The sequence below is a fragment of the Agromyces bracchium genome, from assembly GCF_009709675.1.
GTDB classification, from domain to species: Bacteria; Actinomycetota; Actinomycetes; order Actinomycetales; family Microbacteriaceae; genus Agromyces; species Agromyces bracchium.
The window spans coordinates 177229-195649 of record NZ_WMLB01000022.1; the positions used below are offsets into that span (position 1 = coordinate 177229).

General features: G+C 73.6%; 9 protein-coding genes. 7 read left to right on the forward strand and 2 right to left on the reverse strand.

The annotated features are described in order from the left end of the window. Positions 1–13 precede the first annotated feature (13 nt). The gene (locus GJ743_RS09325; RefSeq protein WP_155051636.1) at positions 14–3124 is read left to right on the forward strand and encodes an ATP-dependent helicase; all 3111 of its coding nucleotides are present in this window, start codon (positions 14–16) and stop codon (positions 3122–3124) included. Next, entirely contained in the window at positions 3121–6492 is a 3372-nt protein-coding gene (locus tag GJ743_RS09330; RefSeq protein ID WP_328288999.1) for an ATP-dependent DNA helicase, read from the forward strand. The genes GJ743_RS09325 and GJ743_RS09330 overlap by 4 nt, the downstream gene beginning before the upstream one ends. 120 nt (positions 6493–6612) lie before the next feature. On the opposite strand, the gene GJ743_RS09335 is transcribed toward GJ743_RS09330, so the two are convergent. Then, positions 6613–7857, reverse strand: a complete 1245-nt coding sequence (locus GJ743_RS09335) for a phosphotransferase (RefSeq protein WP_155051638.1) — start codon at positions 7855–7857, stop codon at positions 6613–6615. An 84-nt stretch (positions 7858–7941) separates the two neighbouring features. On the opposite strand from GJ743_RS09335, the gene nudC reads away from it, so the two are divergent. Next, positions 7942–8952, forward strand: a complete 1011-nt coding sequence (gene nudC / locus GJ743_RS09340) for an NAD(+) diphosphatase (RefSeq protein WP_328289000.1) — start codon at positions 7942–7944, stop codon at positions 8950–8952. Continuing rightward, positions 8949–10838 carry an ATP-dependent helicase gene (locus tag GJ743_RS09345; protein WP_376862019.1) on the forward strand — a complete coding sequence of 630 codons (1890 nt, stop codon included), beginning with the start codon at positions 8949–8951 and terminating at the stop codon, positions 10836–10838. Before nudC ends, GJ743_RS09345 begins: the two co-directional genes overlap by 4 nt. A gap of 834 nt (positions 10839–11672) precedes the next feature. On the opposite strand, the gene GJ743_RS09350 is transcribed toward GJ743_RS09345, so the two are convergent. Beyond that, the gene (locus GJ743_RS09350; protein ID WP_155051706.1) at positions 11673–13046 is read right to left on the reverse strand and encodes a zinc-dependent metalloprotease; all 1374 of its coding nucleotides are present in this window, start codon (positions 13044–13046) and stop codon (positions 11673–11675) included. A 200-nt stretch (positions 13047–13246) separates the two neighbouring features. On the opposite strand from GJ743_RS09350, the gene GJ743_RS09355 reads away from it, so the two are divergent. The 3 genes from GJ743_RS09355 (at position 13247) to GJ743_RS09365 (ending at position 18364) form a co-directional block, all read left to right on the forward strand. Continuing rightward, on the forward strand, positions 13247–14386 hold the full coding sequence (locus GJ743_RS09355) for a YlbL family protein (protein WP_155051642.1): 1140 nt from the start codon (positions 13247–13249) through the stop codon (positions 14384–14386). 145 nt (positions 14387–14531) lie between these two features. Further along, complete coding sequence (locus GJ743_RS09360; protein ID WP_155051644.1) at positions 14532–17495, forward strand: UPF0182 family membrane protein; 2964 nt, start codon at positions 14532–14534, stop codon at positions 17493–17495. Continuing rightward, the gene (locus GJ743_RS09365) at positions 17495–18364 is read left to right on the forward strand and encodes a class I SAM-dependent methyltransferase (RefSeq protein WP_155051646.1); all 870 of its coding nucleotides are present in this window, start codon (positions 17495–17497) and stop codon (positions 18362–18364) included. Before GJ743_RS09360 ends, GJ743_RS09365 begins: the two co-directional genes overlap by 1 nt. Positions 18365–18421: the final 57 nt, after the last annotated feature.

Below are 18421 nucleotides of genomic sequence, written 5' to 3' on the forward strand. Positions count from 1 at the left end.
TACCGTGGGCGGCATGCAGCACGAAGCGACCACCGCATCCGCCGTCGTCGACCTCGTGCCGGCCCTCGCGGCGGGCGGTCACGCCGCGGTGTTCGGGGCTCCGGGGTCGGGCAAGACCCGGCTCGCGATCGAGCTCGTCGCGCATCGCGTCGGGCTCGGGCTCGACCCGTCGCAGGTGCTCGTGCTGTCGGCGACGCGCCGCACCGCTGCGGCCATGCGCGACGCGATCGCGCTGCGGCTCGACCGCACCACGCGGGGCGCACTCGCCCGCACCGCGAACGCGGTCGCGTACGACCTCGTGCGTGCGCGGACCGGTCGCTCGGTCACGCTGCTCACGGGCGCCGAGCACGACCAGGTGATCGGCGAGCTGCTCGAGGCGCAGGCGATCGACGGGGGCGGGCCCGAGTGGCCGGAGGCCCTCGCACCCGACGTGCGCGAGCTGCGCGGGTTCCGCTCCGAACTCCGCGACCTGATGATGCGGGCGGTCGAGCAGGGCGTCGGCCCCGACGAGCTCGGGCGACTCGGCGCGGCCGCGTCGCGCCCGGAGTGGAAGGCGGCGAGCGCCTTCCTCGCGGAGTACGCCGAGGTCAAGGAGCAGCTGCGACCGACCCAGTTCGACTCCGCGGAGCTCGGAGCGTACGCCGCGTCGATCGTGCGGCGCAGCCTGCACGACCCCGACGACGAGCGCGCGCTCGGTGCGCTCGGAGCGCTCCGGCTGATCGTCGTCGACGACGCGCAGGAGGCCACCGAGGGCACCGCCGCGCTCCTCGGCGCGTTCGCCGCACGCGGCGTCGAGATCGTCGCCCTCGGCGACCCCGATGTTGCGAGCAACGGCTTCCGTGGCGGCCGCGCCGACCTCCTCGGCTCGCTCGGCCGGGTCCTGGGCGGCGCCGAGGTGCGACGCGTCGAGCTGCCCCGCGTGCACCGCGGTCGCCCCGCGCATCGCGAGCTCCTCGCCCAGGTCACTGCGCACGTGGGCACGGCGCTCGGCGGCGCCCACCGTTCCGCCGGGCTCGCGCACGACGGCGACCGCGACGACGACCCGCTCGAGGCCGTCCTCGGCATCGAGGCGCCGTCGCCGGGGGGCGAGGGCGCCGCGATCGCCGGCCTGCTCCGCGAACGTCACCTGCTCGACGGCATCCCGTGGTCGTCGATGGCGATCGTCACCCGATCCGGTTCCGAACTGCCCGCGCTCGCGCGATCGCTCGCCGCGGCCGAGGTGCCGGTCTCGGGCGGCGCGGTGCGAGCGGCGCTGCGCGACGCCCCGGGCTCGGCCGGGCTCCTCGCGGCCGCTGCGGTCGTGCTCGACCTCCAGCCGCTCGACGCCGACCGGGCGACCGCGCTGCTGACCGGCCCGCTCGGCCGGCTCGACCGCGTCGGCCTCCGCCGACTCCGGCTCGCACTCCGCCACGAGGAGCTCGCCGGGGGCGGCGTGCGGAGCGCGGACGAACTGCTCGTCGAGGCCCTCGGGGCTGCCGGCGGGTTCGCGACGATCGACGCTCCGGCCGGTCGACGTGCGTCGCGTCTCGCGCGGCTGCTCGACTCCGCGCGGCGGGCGGCGGTACGAGGCGCGACCGTCGAGGAGCTGCTCTGGCGGCTCTGGCACGACAGCGGGCTCGAGGCCGAGTGGGCCTCGCAGGCCGCCGGCTCGGGCGTGCTCGCCGACGAGGCGAACCGCTCGCTCGACGCGGTCGTCGCGCTCTTCGCCGCCGCACGGCGGTTCGTCGAGCGAGAGCCGGGCGCGCCCGCCCGCCGATTCGTCGACGAGGTGCTGCAGAACGCGCTCCCCGAGGACTCGCTCGCGCCGGAGCGCGGGGCGGAGTACGTGGTCCTCGCGACGCCGCCCGCACTCATCGGCCGCGAGTTCGAGGTGGTCGTGGTCGCCGGCCTCCAGGAGGGCGTCTGGCCGAACCTCCGCCCGAGAGGCACGCTGCTGCACGCGGCGGCGCTGCCGCGTGCGGTCGCGGCGGCACGTGCGGGGGAGCCGGTCGGCGAGGAGGAGCCTGCGGCATCCGTGCGGGCCTCGGTGCGCGCCGACGAACTGCGCCTGTTCGCGCTCGCGGTGTCGCGCGCGTCGCGGCAGGTCGTGCTCGCGTGCACCGCGAACGACGACGAGCAGCCCTCGGTCCTGATGGGTCTCGCACCCGCGCGGCGTGCCGCGCGACGGCGGCGCCCGCTGCACCTCAGGGGCATGGTCGGCGCGCTCCGGCGCGACGCCGGGGCGGGCGACCGCGAGGCCGCGGCCGCGATCGCGCTGCTCGCCGAGCACGGCGTGCCCGGAGCGCATCCCGACGAGTGGTACGGCATGGCCGAGCCCACGACGACCGCGCCGCTCGTCGACCTCGACGGTGATCCCGACGCGCTCGTGCCGGTCTCGCCGTCGCAGATCGACCGCGTCGAGGAGAGTCCGCTCGGCTGGTTCGTCGACCACGTCGCCCAGCCGCCCTCCGGCCTCGCGGCCTCGATCGGCACGATCGTCCACGCGGTCGTGGAGGAGGCGGCGCAGCAGGCGGGCGACATCGACGTCGAGAGCCTGTGGGCCTCGGTCGAGCGCCGGTGGCGCGACCTGCGCTTCGAGGCGGGCTGGGTCGCCGAACGGGAGCGCCGGGGCGCGCGGAAGATGACGGAGGGCGCGGCCGACTACCTCCGCGATGCGGAGGACGACGGGGTGGTCGTGCTCGGCGCCGAGGGGCGGTTCACGCTCGTCAGCGGCCGTGTGCGCATCACCGGCACGATCGACCGGGTCGAGGCGTCGCCCGACGGCACGACCGTGATCGTCGACCTCAAGACCGGTCGCACGCCGCCGACCGCGGCGAAGACGGCCGAGCACCCCCAGCTCGCGGCGTACCAGCTGGCGGCGCGCGCGGGCGCGCTGCCGAACGAGGGCCGACTCGGCGGAGCCAAGCTCGTCTACGTCGCGCGCCCCGTGGGCGGCCGGCTCTACACCGAACGCGCCCAGCAGCCGTTCGACGACGAGGCCGAGACGGCGTTCCGCGACCGGCTGGAGGAGGTGGCCCGCGTCATGGCGGGAGCGCGATTCGATTCGCCCGTGGAGTTCGCGCACGGGTCGAGGTTCGGCGACTGGCAGTACCGCGTCCACCTCGTCCCGGCGGTGTGCGCGTGAGCGCGGTCCGGATCGGCGCCGACGAGATCGCATCGCGCCTCGGCCTGCACCCGCCGACGCCCGAGCAGCGCGCCATGATCGAGGCCGACCCGCGCGGGCGCAGCATTGTCGTGGCAGGTGCAGGCAGCGGTAAGACCGAGACGATGGCGAACCGCGTGGTGTGGCTCCTCGCCAACGGTGTCGTCGACGTGCCCGAGGTGCTGGGTCTCACCTTCACCAGGAAGGCCGCCGGCGAGCTCGCCGAGCGCGTGCGCGAGCGGGTCGGGCAGCTCGTGGCCGAGGGCATCGCCGACGTGCGGCTCGATCCGCTGGAGTCCGCGGCGGTCTTCACGTACAACGCGTTCGCGGGTGCCATCTACCGCGAGCACGCGCTCCGCATCGGCCGCGAGCCCGACGCGTCGATCCTCGGCGAGGCCGCCGCGTGGCAGCTCGCTCGAGCGATCGTCTCGGCGTCGGCCGACGAGCGACTTGTCGAGCTGGATGCCTCGCTCGACCGCGTCACGGGCGCCGTGCTCTCGCTCAGCCGGGCGCTCGCCGAGAACGTCACCGACAGCCGCGACGTTCGCGCGTTCGCGCGCGAATTCCTCGCGATGCACGACCTGCCGATCGAGGCGCCTCGCAAGCGGACGCCGTTCGACACCTTCGTCTCGGCGCTCGGGGTCGTCGAGGCCCTGCCGCCGCTCCTCGAGCTCGCCGATGCGTACGCCGCCGAGAAGCAGCGCCGCGGGGTCGTCGAGTTCTCCGACCAGGTCGCCCTCGCCCTGCAGATCTGCACGGCGCATCCCGAGGTGGTCGCCGAGCACCGCGAGCGGTACGCGACGGTGCTCCTCGACGAGTACCAGGACACGAGCGTCGTCCAGACGCGCCTGCTCTCGACGCTCTTCCGCGACCATGCGGTCATGGCGGTCGGCGACCCCGACCAGTCGATCTACGGATGGCGCGGGGCGAGCGCCGCGAACCTGGCGCGCTTCGGTCGCGACTTCTCCGAGTCCGGCGAGGCGGTCGCGTACGACCTGTCGACGAGCTGGCGGAACCCCGTGATCGTGCTCGACGCGGCCAACGCGCTCATCGCACCGCTCGACGGCGGCATCCCGAAGGCGCCGCTCCGGCCGTCGCCGTTCGCCGGGGCGGGCCGTCTCGACGTCTCGTGGTCCGAGACGATCGACGACGAGGCGGCGGCCGTGGCCGACTGGCTCGCCGAACGGATGCGGCCGGGCGGACGCACGGGCGCCCTGCTCTGCCGCACGTTCGCGCACGTCGACCTCTTCGCGACCGCGCTGCGCGAGCGCGGAGTCCCGGTGCACGTGCTCGGCGTCGCGGGGCTGCTCGACCAGCCGGTGATCGCCGACCTCGTGTGCGCACTCCGCGTCGTCCACGACCCGACCGCGGGCTCGGAGCTCCTGCGCCTCCTCGGCGGCGCGCGGTGGCGCATCGGCACCGCCGACCTCGCGGCGCTCGGCGCGCTCGGCAAGTGGCTCTCCGATCGCGACCTCTCGACGAGGCGCCTCGCCGACGAGGTGCGCCGCGGCATCCGTGGGTCGATCGCCCCCGACGAGTCGCCCTCGATCGTCGACGCGCTGGACTTCGTGCTGACCGCGCCCGACGACCATCGGGCGCTCGCCGGCCTCAGCGAGGAGGGTCTCGCGCGGATGCGACGGGCGGGCGCCCAGTTGCAGGCGCTCCGACGTCGCGCCGGGCTCGGCCTCGTCGACTTCGTCACGCTCGTGCAGCAGGAGCTGCTGCTCGACATCGAGGTCGCGGCGAACCCGGCCCAGCCGCTCGGCGCGGCGAGCCTGGAGTCGTTCGACGACCTGGTGACGGGCTTCGCGGACTCGGCCGAGCATCCGACCCTCGGCGCGTTCCTCGGCTGGCTCACCGAGGCCGAGCAGCGCGACCGGCTGAGCCCGCGACAGGACGAACCAGAGCCGGGCGCGGTCCAGGTGCTCTCGATCCACGGTTCGAAGGGCCTCGAGTGGGACGTGGTCGCGATCCCGCGGCTCGTCGACGACGAACTGCCGTCGAAGCCTCGGAGCAACCGCGGCTGGCTCGCGTTCGGCATCCTGCCCGACGAGTTCCGCGGCGACGCCGACGAGATCCCGCAGCTGATGTGGCGCGGGGTGCAGAGCCAGGCGGAGTTCGACGAGGCCGTCAAGGCCTACTCCGAGGAGAACCGGGAGCGCCATGCCGAGGAGGAGCGCCGCCTCGCCTACGTCGGGCTCACGCGCGCGCGGTCGGAGCTCCTGCTCTCCGGTTCCTGGTGGGCGACCCAGCGGGCGCCGCGCGCACCGAGCCCGTTCCTGCGCGAGCTCGTCATCGCCGGTGTGGTGGATGCCGCGGTGCTGCCGACCACCCCGGCGGAGCCGGAGAACCCCCGGGCGTCCGACGCGGCCCGTGTGAGCTGGCCGCTCGACCCGCTCGGCGCCCGGCGTCCCGCCGTGGTGCGCGCCGCCGACGCCGTGCGCGAAGCGGCGGCACTGCCCACCGGCGCCGGCATCGGCCCCGCGCTCGCCGACGAGTTGCGGATGCTGCTCGAGGAGCGCCGACGCAGGGGCGAATCGCGCGGTGCGGCGGGCGTGCCCACGCGCGTGCCGGCGTCGCGCTTCAAGGACTACGTCGACGACCCCGACGCCGTCGCCGCCGAGCTCGCACGGCCGATGCCGCAGCGCCCGTATCGCGCGACGCGCATCGGCACGCTCTTCCACACGTGGGTGGAAGAGCGCTCGGGCGGGTCGGCCGCAGGGCCCGCCGGACCTGCGGCGGCGCCCGGCATGCCCGGGTCGGTCGCGTCGGTCGGGGCCGGCGGTGCGTCGGCCGACCTCGACGCGCTCGACTTCGCGTTCGACGATGCGCCGATGGCCGACGACGTCCTCGTCGACCCGGTCGACGCCCGCCTCGAACGACTCCGCGCGACGTTCGCGGCCTCCGAGTGGGGCGATCGCAAGCCGGTCGCCGTGGAGCTCGAGCTGCACCTGCCCCTCGATGAGCAGGTGTTCGTCTGCAAGCTCGACGCCGTGTACGACATCGAGCCCGGTTCCGAGCTCGATCGCCGCGGCATCCGGGCGCAGGTCGTCGACTGGAAGACGGGCGCCGCGCCGCGCGACGCGCGCGAACTCGAGCTCCGGCAGACCCAGCTCGCGCTGTACCGGCTCGCGTACTCCCGCTGGTCGGGGCTGCCGCCCGAGCAGATCGATGCGGTCTTCTACTACGTCGAGGACGACCTCGTGCTGCGGCCCGACGAGCTGTACGACGAGACGGCGCTGCGTCGCGCCTGGGCGGGAGTGGCGGGGCGCGCCGGTCGTCGCCCTGCGCTCGCAGGGGAGTCCTCCACCGTCCCGGAGGAGGTGCGCAGCGCGATCGCGCGGTCCTGAGCATTCGGCCTCGTGGTCTCGCGCCCGTCGTCGATTGCGTCGCCGACCACGCCGACCGCTGGTCGCGGCGCGCCAAGCGGTGGCGACGCCAGGCGGCGCGTCCTCGGAGCGATAGCGGCGCTACGCCGAGCGGTCGCGGCTTCCGGCCCGGTCGGCCGGCTCGGAGCCGCGTCCGGTGGGCCCGTTCGCCTCGGAGCCGGAGCCCTCGGATGCCGGCGCCGCGTCGCCCCAATCGCTGAGATCGAGCGTGATGGGCGCAGTGAGACCGAGGTCGCGCTCCTCCGCGTCGTCGCCGTCCGCAAGATGTCGACGCAGCTCGGCGACGTCGTAGCTGTCGGTGAGCATGGTCGCGCCGGGCTCCCGCGGCAGGCCCTGTCGGGGCGTCTTCTCGAGCATCCGCTCGACGTCGGCGACGGCGAGCACCGGTCCGGTGTCGGTCGTGAGCGACTCGGACGAGTGGTCGTGCACGCTCGCCACGAGCCCGTCGAGGAGCCCCACGGCATCCTCGATCACCTCGTCGTCGTGCGTGTCGACTCCGTGCAGGAGCCAGCGCGCGAGCTCGAGCTCGCCGTAGAGCAGCGCCCGGCGGGCGAGTTCGGAGTCGGCGCCGCCGGCACGTGCGTCGAGGTACGCGGCGAGGGTCTGCTCGGCCGACATGCCCGTCGAGGTCAGCACCCAGTGCAGGTCGTGCGCCGGGTCGTCGTGGGCGAGCCCCGACCACCCGATGACGCCGGTCACCCGGTCGCCCTCGACGAGGAACGAGTCGGCGCCGAGCTGGCCGTTGACGACCGTCGGCGCGAACCGCCACAGGGTGTCGTCGTCCGTCGCCTCCTCCCAGCGCCGGACCAGCGCCGCGGGCAGGCGGCCGGTGTCGGCGGCGCGATCGATGATCGCGACCGCCGCCTCGCGCGCCTCGTTCGCCGAACGCTTCGGAAGCCCGGCGTCGCCGATGAAGCCCGAGGGCAGCGCGTGGATGGCGGCGATCGCGCGCCCCACGTCGGCCGCGAGCGAGGGGTCGCCGGTCAGCTCGTCGGCCGTGCGCCCGGCGCCCGGGATGAACTCGGTCACGACCGCGCGGGTCGGGCCGATCGGCGCTTGGCCGACGAACTGCGGCACGGAGAACGGCAGCCGGGAGCGGATTCCCGTGGTGAGCGCGCGCAGCGCGACGAGGTCGGAGGACTGCTCGGACTCGGCCGTCTGCGACCTCGGGGCGCGGATCAGCAGGCGCCGTCCGTCGGTGGAATGGAGCTCGACGGCATCGAACGCCCCGCCCGTTCCGCGGGAGTGCGCCCGGGCCGCCCGCACCTCGAGTCCGGCCACCGCGGCCGTGGCCAACGCGGCTAGAGTGAGTGGGGGTCTGGCCATGGCACACAGCCTAAGCAGGTCATCCGGCCTGCCCGGCGACCGCCACGCCTTCCCGACGACTCCGGCTCCGACGAGAGGTGCACCGTGCTCCACCCCGACGTGCCGACTCCCGCCGGCTCCGCGCGCACCCCGGCCCCGCCGCTGGCGCGCGAGCACCTCGACCGCGACGCGGTCTCGCGGACCCTCGAGGGGCGCGCCGACGCATTCCTCGCCGACCCGCGCGCGCGCGTACTCGCCGTGCACGACGGCCGGGTGCTCGTCACCGAGCCGGCCGGCGCCGACGGTGCGCCGCGGCTCGAGCTGCGGCATCCGTCGACCCTGCCTGAGCCCCTGGTGCGCTGCTACCTCGGCCGCACGCTCGATGCGGGGGCGGATGCCGCGGGCGCGGCGCTGCCCGCCGGGGCTCCGATCGAGGCGTGGGCGTACGAGTCGGAGGCGATCCCGGCGGTCGCCGCCGAATCGCGCTGGGTCGGGCTGCGCCGGGTCGCGACCGCGCTCGACGACCGAGACGCGGGCCTCGCGATCGAGGCCGTCGCCCTCGCCAACTGGCACGCGACGCACCGGTTCTGCCCGGGCTGCGGCAGCCCGACCGAGGTCGTGTCGTCAGGGTGGGCGCGTCGGTGCCTCGTCGAGGACCGGCTGCGGTTCCCGCGCACCGATCCGGCCGTCATCGTGCTCGTGACCGACGACGACGGTCGAGTGCTCCTCGGATCGAACGCGATGTGGGAGCAGGACCGCTTCTCGGTGCTCGCGGGCTTCGTCGAGCCGGGCGAGTCGCTCGAGGCGGCCGTCGTGCGCGAGATCGGCGAGGAGGCCGGCCTCGCGGTCGATCGCGTGGAGTACCTCGGCTCGCAGCCGTGGCCGTTCCCGGCGAGCCTGATGTGTGCCTTCCGAGCGCGGGTCGCGCACGGCGCGGAGACGACGGTGGTGCCCGACGGCGAGGAGATCCTCGAACTGCGCTGGTTCGACCGCGACGGCCTCAACGATGCGCTCGGACGCGTCGCACTGCCGGGTGAGACCTCGATCGCCCGCTGGATGCTCGAGGGCTGGTACGGCGGGCCTCTTTCCTCGTCGATGCCGTGGTCGACCTCGTGACGGGAGACCCGCTCCTCACCGCGCTCGACGACGAGCAACGCGTCGCTGCCGAGGCGCTCATCGGACCGGTCTGCGTGCTCGCGGGCGCCGGCACCGGCAAGACCCGCGCGATCACGCACCGCATCGCCTACGGCGTGGCCTCCGGATCGTACGACCCCGCCCGGGTGATGGCGCTCACCTTCACGTCGCGCGCGGCCGCGGAGCTGCGCACGCGGCTCCGGGGCCTCGGCGCGGGCACCGTCGCGGCGCGGACCTTCCACGCCGCCGCGCTCGCGCAGCTGAACCACTTCTGGCCGATCGTGGTCGGGGGGCCCGCACCGCGGGTGCTCGAGTTCAAGGGGCGCCTGCTCGGCCTCGCCGCGGAGCGGAGCCGGGTGAAGGTCGACACCGCGACCCTGCGCGACGTCGCCGCGGAGATCGAGTGGCGGAAGGTCGGCCTCGTCGGCATGGACGACTACCGGGTGCGCCTCGCGTCCCGGGGAGCGCCCGGCTCCCTCACGGCGGAGCAGATGCTCGCGCTCGTCGAGGCGTACGAGGAATTGAAGGACGAGCGGCGCGCCATCGACTTCGAGGACGTGCTGCTCGCCACCGCCGGCATGATCGAGTCGGAGCCGGCCGTCGCGATGCAGGTGCGCGAGGCGTACCGGCACTTCGTGGTCGACGAGTACCAGGACGTCTCGCCCGCGCAGCAGCACCTGCTCGAGCTCTGGCTCGGCGGGCGCCGCGACGTATGCGTCGTCGGCGACGCGAGCCAGACGATCTACTCGTTCGCCGGCGCGAGCGCCGAGTACCTGCTCGGCTTCGAGCGGCACTACCCGGATGCCACGATGGTGCGGCTCGAACGCAACTACCGGTCGACGCCCGAGATCGTCGACGTCGCGAACCGCCTCATGCGGGGGCGGCCCGGCGCGCTGCGCCTCGCGGCGGCGGCCCCCGACGGGGGCGATCCCGCGGCATCCGACGGGTCGGCGCCCGATGGGTCCGCGGTCGACGGGTCCACGCCCGCCAGGTCCGTGCCCGACGACCGATCCGCGCCCATCGCCGACCCCGCGCCCACACGCGGCGGACGCGCCGCAGCAGACGGCATCGCGCACGGCCCGGCGCCCGAGGTCGTCGAGTACCCCGACGAGCTCGCCGAGTCGCGCGGCGTCGCCGCCCGGGTGCGCCAGCGCATCGACGCCGGCACGCCGCCCGAGTCGATCGCGGTGCTGCTGCGCGTGAACTCGCAGTCCGCGCTGTTCGAGCAGGCGCTCGGCGACGTCGGCGTCTCGGTCCGCGTGCGCGGGGCGCAGCGCTTCTTCGACCGGCCCGAGGTGCGCGAGGCGGTGCACGCGATCCGCGCGGCCGCGCTCGCGATCGCCGACGAGCCGCTGTTCAAGTCGGTGAGCGACGTGCTGCGCTCGCTGGGCTGGACCGTCGAGCCGCCGGCCGGCCCGGGCGCCGTGCGCGACCGGTGGGAGTCGCTCAACGCGATCGCCCGCCTCGTCGACGACCAGCCCGCGGGCACGACCTTCCGCAGGTTCGCCGACGACCTCCGCACCCGTGCCGAGACCCACCACGAGCCCGCCGTCGCGGCCGTCACCATCGCGACGCTGCACTCGGCGAAGGGCCTCGAGTGGGACGAAGTGCACCTGCCGGGTCTCACGGAGGGCATGCTGCCCATCGCCTACGCCACCGGGTTCGAGGCGATCGACGAGGAGCGCCGGCTGCTCTACGTCGGCATCACGCGGGCACGGCGACGGCTGTCTCTGAGCTTCTCGCGCTGGTCGGCCGGGCGTCGAGCGGAACGGGAGCCGTCGCGCTTCCTCCGGGAGCTCGACATCCGCACTCCGGGTGCATCCCGACCGGCGTCGGCCGCGGGGGCTCCGGCGCGGGCGCGTCGCTGACGACCACCGTCGCCGAGTCGAGCGACGAGCGCCCCGTGCGCACGAGGTCGTCGACGACGGATGCCGCGAGTGCGAGCGCCTCGTGCCTCGCACGCCCGCGGTGCGAGGGTGCGGGCGCGACCGCGAGCTGCGCCGAGATCGCCGGCCACGCGGCATCCGCATCACGCCGCGCGAGGTGCGTGCACCGCAGGCACGGACCCGACCCGGGGCGCACGAACGGGCCGACCTCGGCGCCGCGCTCGTCGAAGACCACGGCGAGGTGCGGGACGTCGGCCGCGAGCCAGGGCAGGTGGGTCGCGGGCGGGATGATGCGGGCGGCGAGCAGCACCGCGGCATCCGTCGTCGTCGGGTCGGCGTCGGACGCGAGGACCGGGCGATGCCCGAGGCGGAGGAGCGCGGTGCCGAGGTCGTCGATGAATGGCGCGGGACCGGCGAGCGCGACGACGCCGGAGGCCGGGGGAGCCGGGTCGAGGAGGCACGCGGGTTCGAGCCGGTCGAGCAGCGCGTCGATGCGCCCCGGGTCGCCGCCGAGTGCGGCGCCGATCGTGTGCAGTGTCGCGCGCGACGCCCCCGCTGCGAGGGCCGTGAGCAGGCCGGTCTCGAGCGCGCCGGGATCATCGAGCACGGCGATGGGGCGGACGCCGCCGAGCTGCAGTGTGGTCGGCGAGCGCCACACCTGGGGGAGTGCCGGGTCGAGTCGGGGCGTCATGCGGGCAGCATGCCGCAGCGACCGGTGCCGCGTCGCCGAGCGTCCACAGGCCGATGGCGCCGATCGAGGCCAAGCGCGCGACGGCCCGACGACGGAGGTCGGGACGAGCAGAGGGAGCGCCGCGCTCAGGCCGAGCGCGGACCGTCCTCCGGGCCGTCGTCGGACTCGCCCTCGGACCCGCCCTCCGAGGTGTCGTCGTCCGCGGCATCCGCCGGCGGCAGGTCGCCCCGCAGCAGCGCCTCGAGCGCCTCGTCGAACTCCGCGTCGGCCTCGCCGCCCGCTTCCCCGCCCGCGGCGAGCCGCGCCGCGAGCGGCGCCGGGTCGTCGAGGTCGGCCGCGGTCGGCAGGAGGTCGGGGTGCGCCCACAGGGCGTCGCGACCGGCGATGCCGACCGCGTCGGTCACCGCGCGCCACATGGCCGCGGCGTCGCGCAGGCGACGCGGGCGCAGTTCGAGGCCGACGAGCGTCGCGAGCGCGGATTCGGCCGGGCCCCCGGTCGCGCGGCGACGGCGGATGGTCTCGGCGACGGCGTCGGACTTCGGCAGGCGGGACGTGGCATCCGCCGTCACCACGTCAACCCAGCCCTCGACGAGCGCGAGCATCGTCTCGAGGCGGCCGAGCGCCGCCTCCTGCTCCGGGCTCTTGGGGCGGAGCAACGCGCCGTTCGCGACCGCGTCGCGCAGTTCGTCGGTGTTCGACGGGTCGAAGCCCTCTGCGAGCTGCTCGAGGCGCTCGACGTCGACGTCGATGCCGCGCGCGAAGGCCGTGATCGCCGTGATGAGGTGCAGGCGCAGCCAGCGGGCGTGGCGGAAGAGGCGCGCGTGCGCGAGCTCGCGCACCGCGAGGTAGAGCTCGACCTGGTCGGTCGGGATGTCGAGGCCCTCGCCGAACTCGACGACGTTCTCGGGCAGGAGCGCGGCGCGGCCGTCTTCGAGCAGGGGCAGCCCGACGTCGCCGCCCGAGACCACCTCGGTCGAGAGCTGCCCGACGACCTGGCCGAGCTGCATGGCGAACATCGCGCCGCCGATGCCGCGCATCATGCGGCTCGCGCCCTGCACCATCGAGCGCAGCTCCTCGGGCGCCTGCTCGCTCATGACGCGGGTGAGGGAGTCGGCGATGCTCGTCGCGACGGGCTCGGCGAGCTGCGTCCAGATCGGCATGGTCGCCGCGGCCCACGAGCGGCGGGTGAGCAGCTCGGGCGTGCCGGGAAGCGCCGAGACCTCCACGGCCTCGTCGAGCCAGAGGGCGGCGAGGTCGAAGGCGCGGTCGAGGCGCTCGGTCTCGGCGGCCGCGATCTGGCGTTGGCCGGTCGACGCACGCTGCTCGGCCTGGCGGAGCGCGAGCGACCAGTCGATGCCCTCCTCCTCGGAGCGCTGCATCGCCTGCTGGAGCTGGCTGAAGAGCGCCGCGAGGCTCGCGGGATCGTTCGGCAGACCGGCCGCCCCGGCGAGCTTCGACGGGTCGATGCCGCCCGAACCGGACAGCAGTTCCCGCAGCATGTCGCGGAACTCGTCCTCGGGGTCGCGGTCGGGCTCCTGGTCGCGTTCGGCCACTCGGGCCACCTCCCTCGCTTCGCGCTCAACGCTACCGCCGGTCATCTGCGTCCTCGCCGGGAAATGGCCTAGGCTGACCCCTCGGGTGTCCGCCCGTCGCGAACAGTGCCGGGTTCCCCGCGGGCGCTCGGGAAGGACCACGGCGGATGACGCTCTTCGGCGGCCCTGGCGACGACCGGCCGGTGCCCGTGGCCGTGCCCGATGGCGGCGCGCCGCGACGTTCGCGTCGCGAGCGGATCGGCTGGACGGCCATCGCGATCGCCGCCGTCGTCGGCCTCGGCTTCGCGCTGCTGCCGACGCCGTACGTCATCCAGCAGGCCGGGCCCGTCTACGACACGCTCGGCACGACCGAGGTCGACGGCGAGGAGGTCCCGCTCATCGAGGTCCCCGACGAGGAGACCTTCCCGACCGAGGGTTCGCTCGACCTGCTCACCGTCTCGGCGATCGGTCGACCCGGTGCGACCCCCGGATGGCTCGACGTCGCCGCGGCCTGGCTCGACCCGCGGCGTGCGGTGCTGCCGCTCGAGGTGCTGTACCCGCCCGGCATCAGCACCGAGGACCGCGACGCGGCGAACGAGGCGCAGATGGTCGACTCGCAGCAGGACGCGATCGCGGCCGCCCTCGTCGAGCTCGGCTACGACTTCCCGCGCGACGTGGTCGTGCAGGGCGTGGGCGAGGGGACGCCCGCCGAAGGCGTGATCGAGGAGGGCGACGTCATCCGCTCGGTCGACGGCACCGAGGTGAACTCGGTCGACGAACTGCGCACCGCGCTCGGCGAGCACGGGACCGAGACGCCCGCCGAGATCGGGATCGTCCGCGACGGCGAGGAGCTCACCGTCGAGGCGACGCCCGCGGCGAACGGAGACAACGCCGTGCTCGGCGTCGGCGTGCGCATGCGGTACGAGTTCCCGATCGACGTGGAGATCCAGCTCAACGACGTCGGCGGCCCGAGCGCGGGCATGATGTTCGCCCTCGGCATCGTCGACACGCTGACGCCCGAGGCGATGACGGGCGGCGAGAACATCGCGGGCACGGGGACGATCGACTCCGACGGGACCGTCGGCCCCATCGGCGGAATCCGCCAGAAGCTGTGGGGCGCGCTCGACGCCGACTCCCCGTGGTTCCTCGCCCCCGAGGCGAACTGCGACGAGGTCGTCGGCAACGTGCCCGACGGGCTCGAGGTGTTCGCGGTCGGCACGCTCGACGAGGCGCGCAGCATCGTCGAGACGATCGGCGAGGGCGGCGACACGTCCGGCTTCCGGAGCTGCGACGCCGTCGTCGGCTGAAGACCGCCCCGAGGCATCCGCCCCGGTGTTCGGTGACGGATGCCGCGGCCGGCGTTCGCCCGGAGCGGAGCCGCGCGGCCCGCCTCGCCAGCCGTTTCCAAGAAAGCCGACCATAGGATGGGAATCCGATCCCGTCCCGACCCGAATGAGGCCGAGAGTGTCCACAGCACAGTCGCAGGAACCGAGGACGACGCGCCGACGCGCTCCGATCGCGATCACGATCGGCATCGTGGGTGCGCTCGTCGTCGCGTTCTTCGTGTTCGCCGGTATCTACGCGGATATCCGGTGGTACGACCAGCTCGGATTCCTCGAGGTGCTGACGACCGAGTGGATCACGCGCATCGTGCTCTTCTTCGTCGGGTTCATCGCCATGGCGCTGCCGGTCTGGCTGTCGATCCAGATCGCCTATCGGACCCGTCCGGTGTACGCGAAACTCAATTCGCAACTGGATCGTTATCAGGAGATCTTCGAGCCGCTGCGCCGCCTCGCGATGTACGGCATCCCGGCCGTGCTGGGCATCTTCGCGGGCGTCTCGACCGCGAGCCGCTGGGACTCGGTGCTCGCCTGGCTGAACCGCACGCCGTTCGGCTCCGTCGATCCGCAGTTCGGCTTCGACATCGGCTTCTACGTCTTCGAGCTGCCCTTCTACCGCTCCGTCGTCGGCTTCGCGTCGGCGGTCGTGCTGCTCTCGGGCCTGCTCGTCATCGCGACGAACTACCTCTACGGCGCGATCCGCGTGAGCGGCCGTGAGGTCGTCATCTCGAAGGCCGCCCGCATCCAGATCGCGATCACCGCAGGGCTCTACCTGCTGCTGCAGGCCGTCAGCATCTGGTTCGACCAGTACGCCACGGTCACCGAGACCGGGTCGCTCATCACGGGTGCCTCGTACACCGACGTGTTCGCGACGATCCCCGGCCGGCAGATCCTGTCGGTCATCGCCGCCGTCGTGGCGATCCTGTTCTTCATCACCGCGATCCTCGGCCGGTGGCGGCTGCCGCTCGTCGGCGCGGTGCTGCTCATCGTGTCGAGCCTGCTCATCGGCTCGCTCTACCCGTGGGTCGTGCAGCGCTTCCAGGTCGACCCGAGCGCGCGTGCGCTCGAGGCGCCCTACATCGAGCGGAACATCGACGAGACGCGCGACGCGTTCGGCGTCGCCGACATCGAGGAGATCCCCTACGAGGCCGAGACGGATGCCGAGCCGGGCGCGCTGCGCTCCGATGCGGCGACGACCGCGAGCATCCGCCTCATGGACCCCGCCGTCATCAGCCCGGCGTTCCGCCAGCTCGAGCAGTTCCGCCAGTACTACCAGTTCCCCGAGATGCTCGACGTCGACCGGTACGAGATCGACGGGCAGTCGCAGGACACGGTCGTCGCGATCCGCGACCTCAACCTCGAGGGCCTGAACGACGCGCAGACGTGGTTCAACTCGCACCTCGTCTACACCCACGGCTACGGCCTGGTCGCCGCGGCCGGCAACCAGCGTTCGAGCGACGGGCAGCCCGTGTTCCTCGAGTCGGGCATCCCGTCGAGCGGCACGCTGCCCGAGTTCGAGCCGCGCGTCTACTTCGGCGAGAACTCGCCCGACTACTCCATCGTGGGCGCGCCCGAGGGCGCGTCGCCGATCGAGCTCGACTACCCGGCGGGCGGTGAGGGCGAACCGCAGCAGACCACGTTCACCGGCGACGGTGGACCCGTGCTCGACAACGTCTTCACGAAGCTCGTCTACGCGCTGAAGTTCCAGTCCGAGCAGATCTTCCTCTCCGACCAGGTCTCGAACGAGTCGCAGATCCTCTACGACCGCAACCCGATCGAGCGCGTGCAGAAGGTCGCGCCGTACCTGACCCTCGACAGCGACACCTACCCGTCGGTGGTCGACGGTCGCCTCGTCTGGATCGTCGACGGCTACACGCTCTCCGACCAGTACCCGTACTCGAACAAGGTCAGCTACAGCGAGGCGATCTCCGACAGCGAGTCGGTGCAGCAGCCGCTCGCGTTCGACGAGGTCAACTACATCCGCAACTCGGTGAAGGCCACGGTCGACGCGTACGACGGCAAGGTGACCCTCTACGCGTGGGACACCGAGGACCCGATCCTGGAGACGTGGCAGAAGGTCTTCCCCAACGCGATCGAGCCGATCAGCGAGATGTCGGGCGAGCTCATGAGCCACGTGCGCTACCCGGCCGACCTGTTCAAGATGCAGCGCGCGGTGCTCGGCCGCTACCACGTGACCGACCCGGTGACGTTCTACTCGCGTGAGGACGCGTGGACGACGCCGCTCGACCCGACGCAGAGCGCGGCGACCTCGTTCCTGCAGCCGCCGTACTACCTGACCATGCAGATGCCCGGCCAGGAGGCACCGACCTACTCGATCTACTCGACGTTCATCCCCGAGGCGCGCGGCAGCGCGAGCCGCAACGTGCTGCGCGGGTACCTCGCGGTCGATTCCGACGCGGGCGCGACCGACGGCGAACGTGCAGAGGGCTACGGCAAGCTGAGGCTCCTGTCGCTGCCCGAGGACGACAACGTGCCCGGCCCCGGCCAGGTGCAGAACACCTTCAACTCCGATCCGACCGTGTCGCAGTCGCTGAACCTGCTGAAGCAGGGCCAGTCCGACGTGATCAACGGCAACCTGCTCACCGTGCCCGTCGGCGGCGGCCTGCTCTACGTCCAGCCGGTCTACGTCCAGTCGACCGGTGAGACGAGCTACCCGCTCCTGCAGAAGGTGCTGGTCGCGTTCGGCGACGAGATCGCCTTCCAGGACACGCTCGACGAGGCGTTGAACGTGCTGTTCGGCGGCGACTCCGGCGCGGCCGCGGGCGACGAGGAGGTCGAACCGACCACGCCCGGCGAGGGCGAGACCGGCGGCGAGGGCGAGGCGCCCCCGACGACGGAGGACACCGAGCTGCAGTCCCTGCTCAACCGGGCCCGCCAGGCGATCGAGGACAAGCAGCAGGCGCTGCAGGACGGCGACTGGGTGGCCTACGGTGCGGCCGACGCGGAGCTCGCCGAGATCATCTCGGAGCTCATCGTCCTCGCGGAGGACGGCGCGAGCTCGACGGACACCCCGTCGACGGAGGCGCCGTCGACCGAGGAACCGTCGAACGGCTGATGGCGGTCGAGCTCGACTCGGGCGACTGGCTCGAGGAGAACCGCGCGAACTGGGATGAGCGCGTGGCGTTGCACGTGGCGTCGCCGTTCTACGACCGGTCGCGCCTGCGCGCGGGCGGCAGCGTGCTCGACCCGATCGCGCAGGCCGGCATCGACCGGATGTTCCCGGACGGCCTCGACGGCGCGCGCGTGCTGCACCTGCAGTGCCACTTCGGCTCCGACACGCTCTCGCTCGTGAACCTCGGCGCGACCGCAGTCGGTGTCGACTTCTCCCGCCCCGCGGTCGAGGAGGCGCGGCGCATGGCCGCCGAGCTCGGCGTCGCCGACCGCGCGCGCTTCGTCGAGGCCAACGTCTACGACGCACGCCATCGGCTGCCCGACCCCGAGTCGTTCGACCTGGTCTTCACGACCTGGGGCACGATCGGGTGGCTTCCGGATGTCGCGGAGTGGGCGCGCATCATCGCGTGGTTCCTGAAGCCCGGCGGCCGGCTGTTCTTCGCCGACGGTCACCCATCCGCCTACGTGTTCGAGGGCGACGCCGGACCGGGCGGCATGCCCGCGTTCGCGTACCCCTACGTGAGCACCGGTCCCGACATCATCGAGGACCCGAGCGACTACGCAGACCCCGAGGCGCGGCTCGTGAACGCCAGGACCTGGGAGTGGATGCATCCGCTCGGCGAGGTCTTCGCCGCACTGCGCGACGCCGGGCTCACGGTCGACGAGTTCGCCGAGCACTACGAGCTGCCGTGGCGGATGTTCCCCGTCACGGTGCCCAAGGGCGACGGCATGTTCGGCTGGCCCGAGCTCCAGTGGCTGCCGCTCGGCTACGAGCTCGTGGCGTCGCGGGCTCCGTCGCCGGTGGTCGAGTAGGCGCGCAGCGCCGTATCGAGACCCCGACCCGGTGGTCGAGTAGGCGCGCAGCGCCGT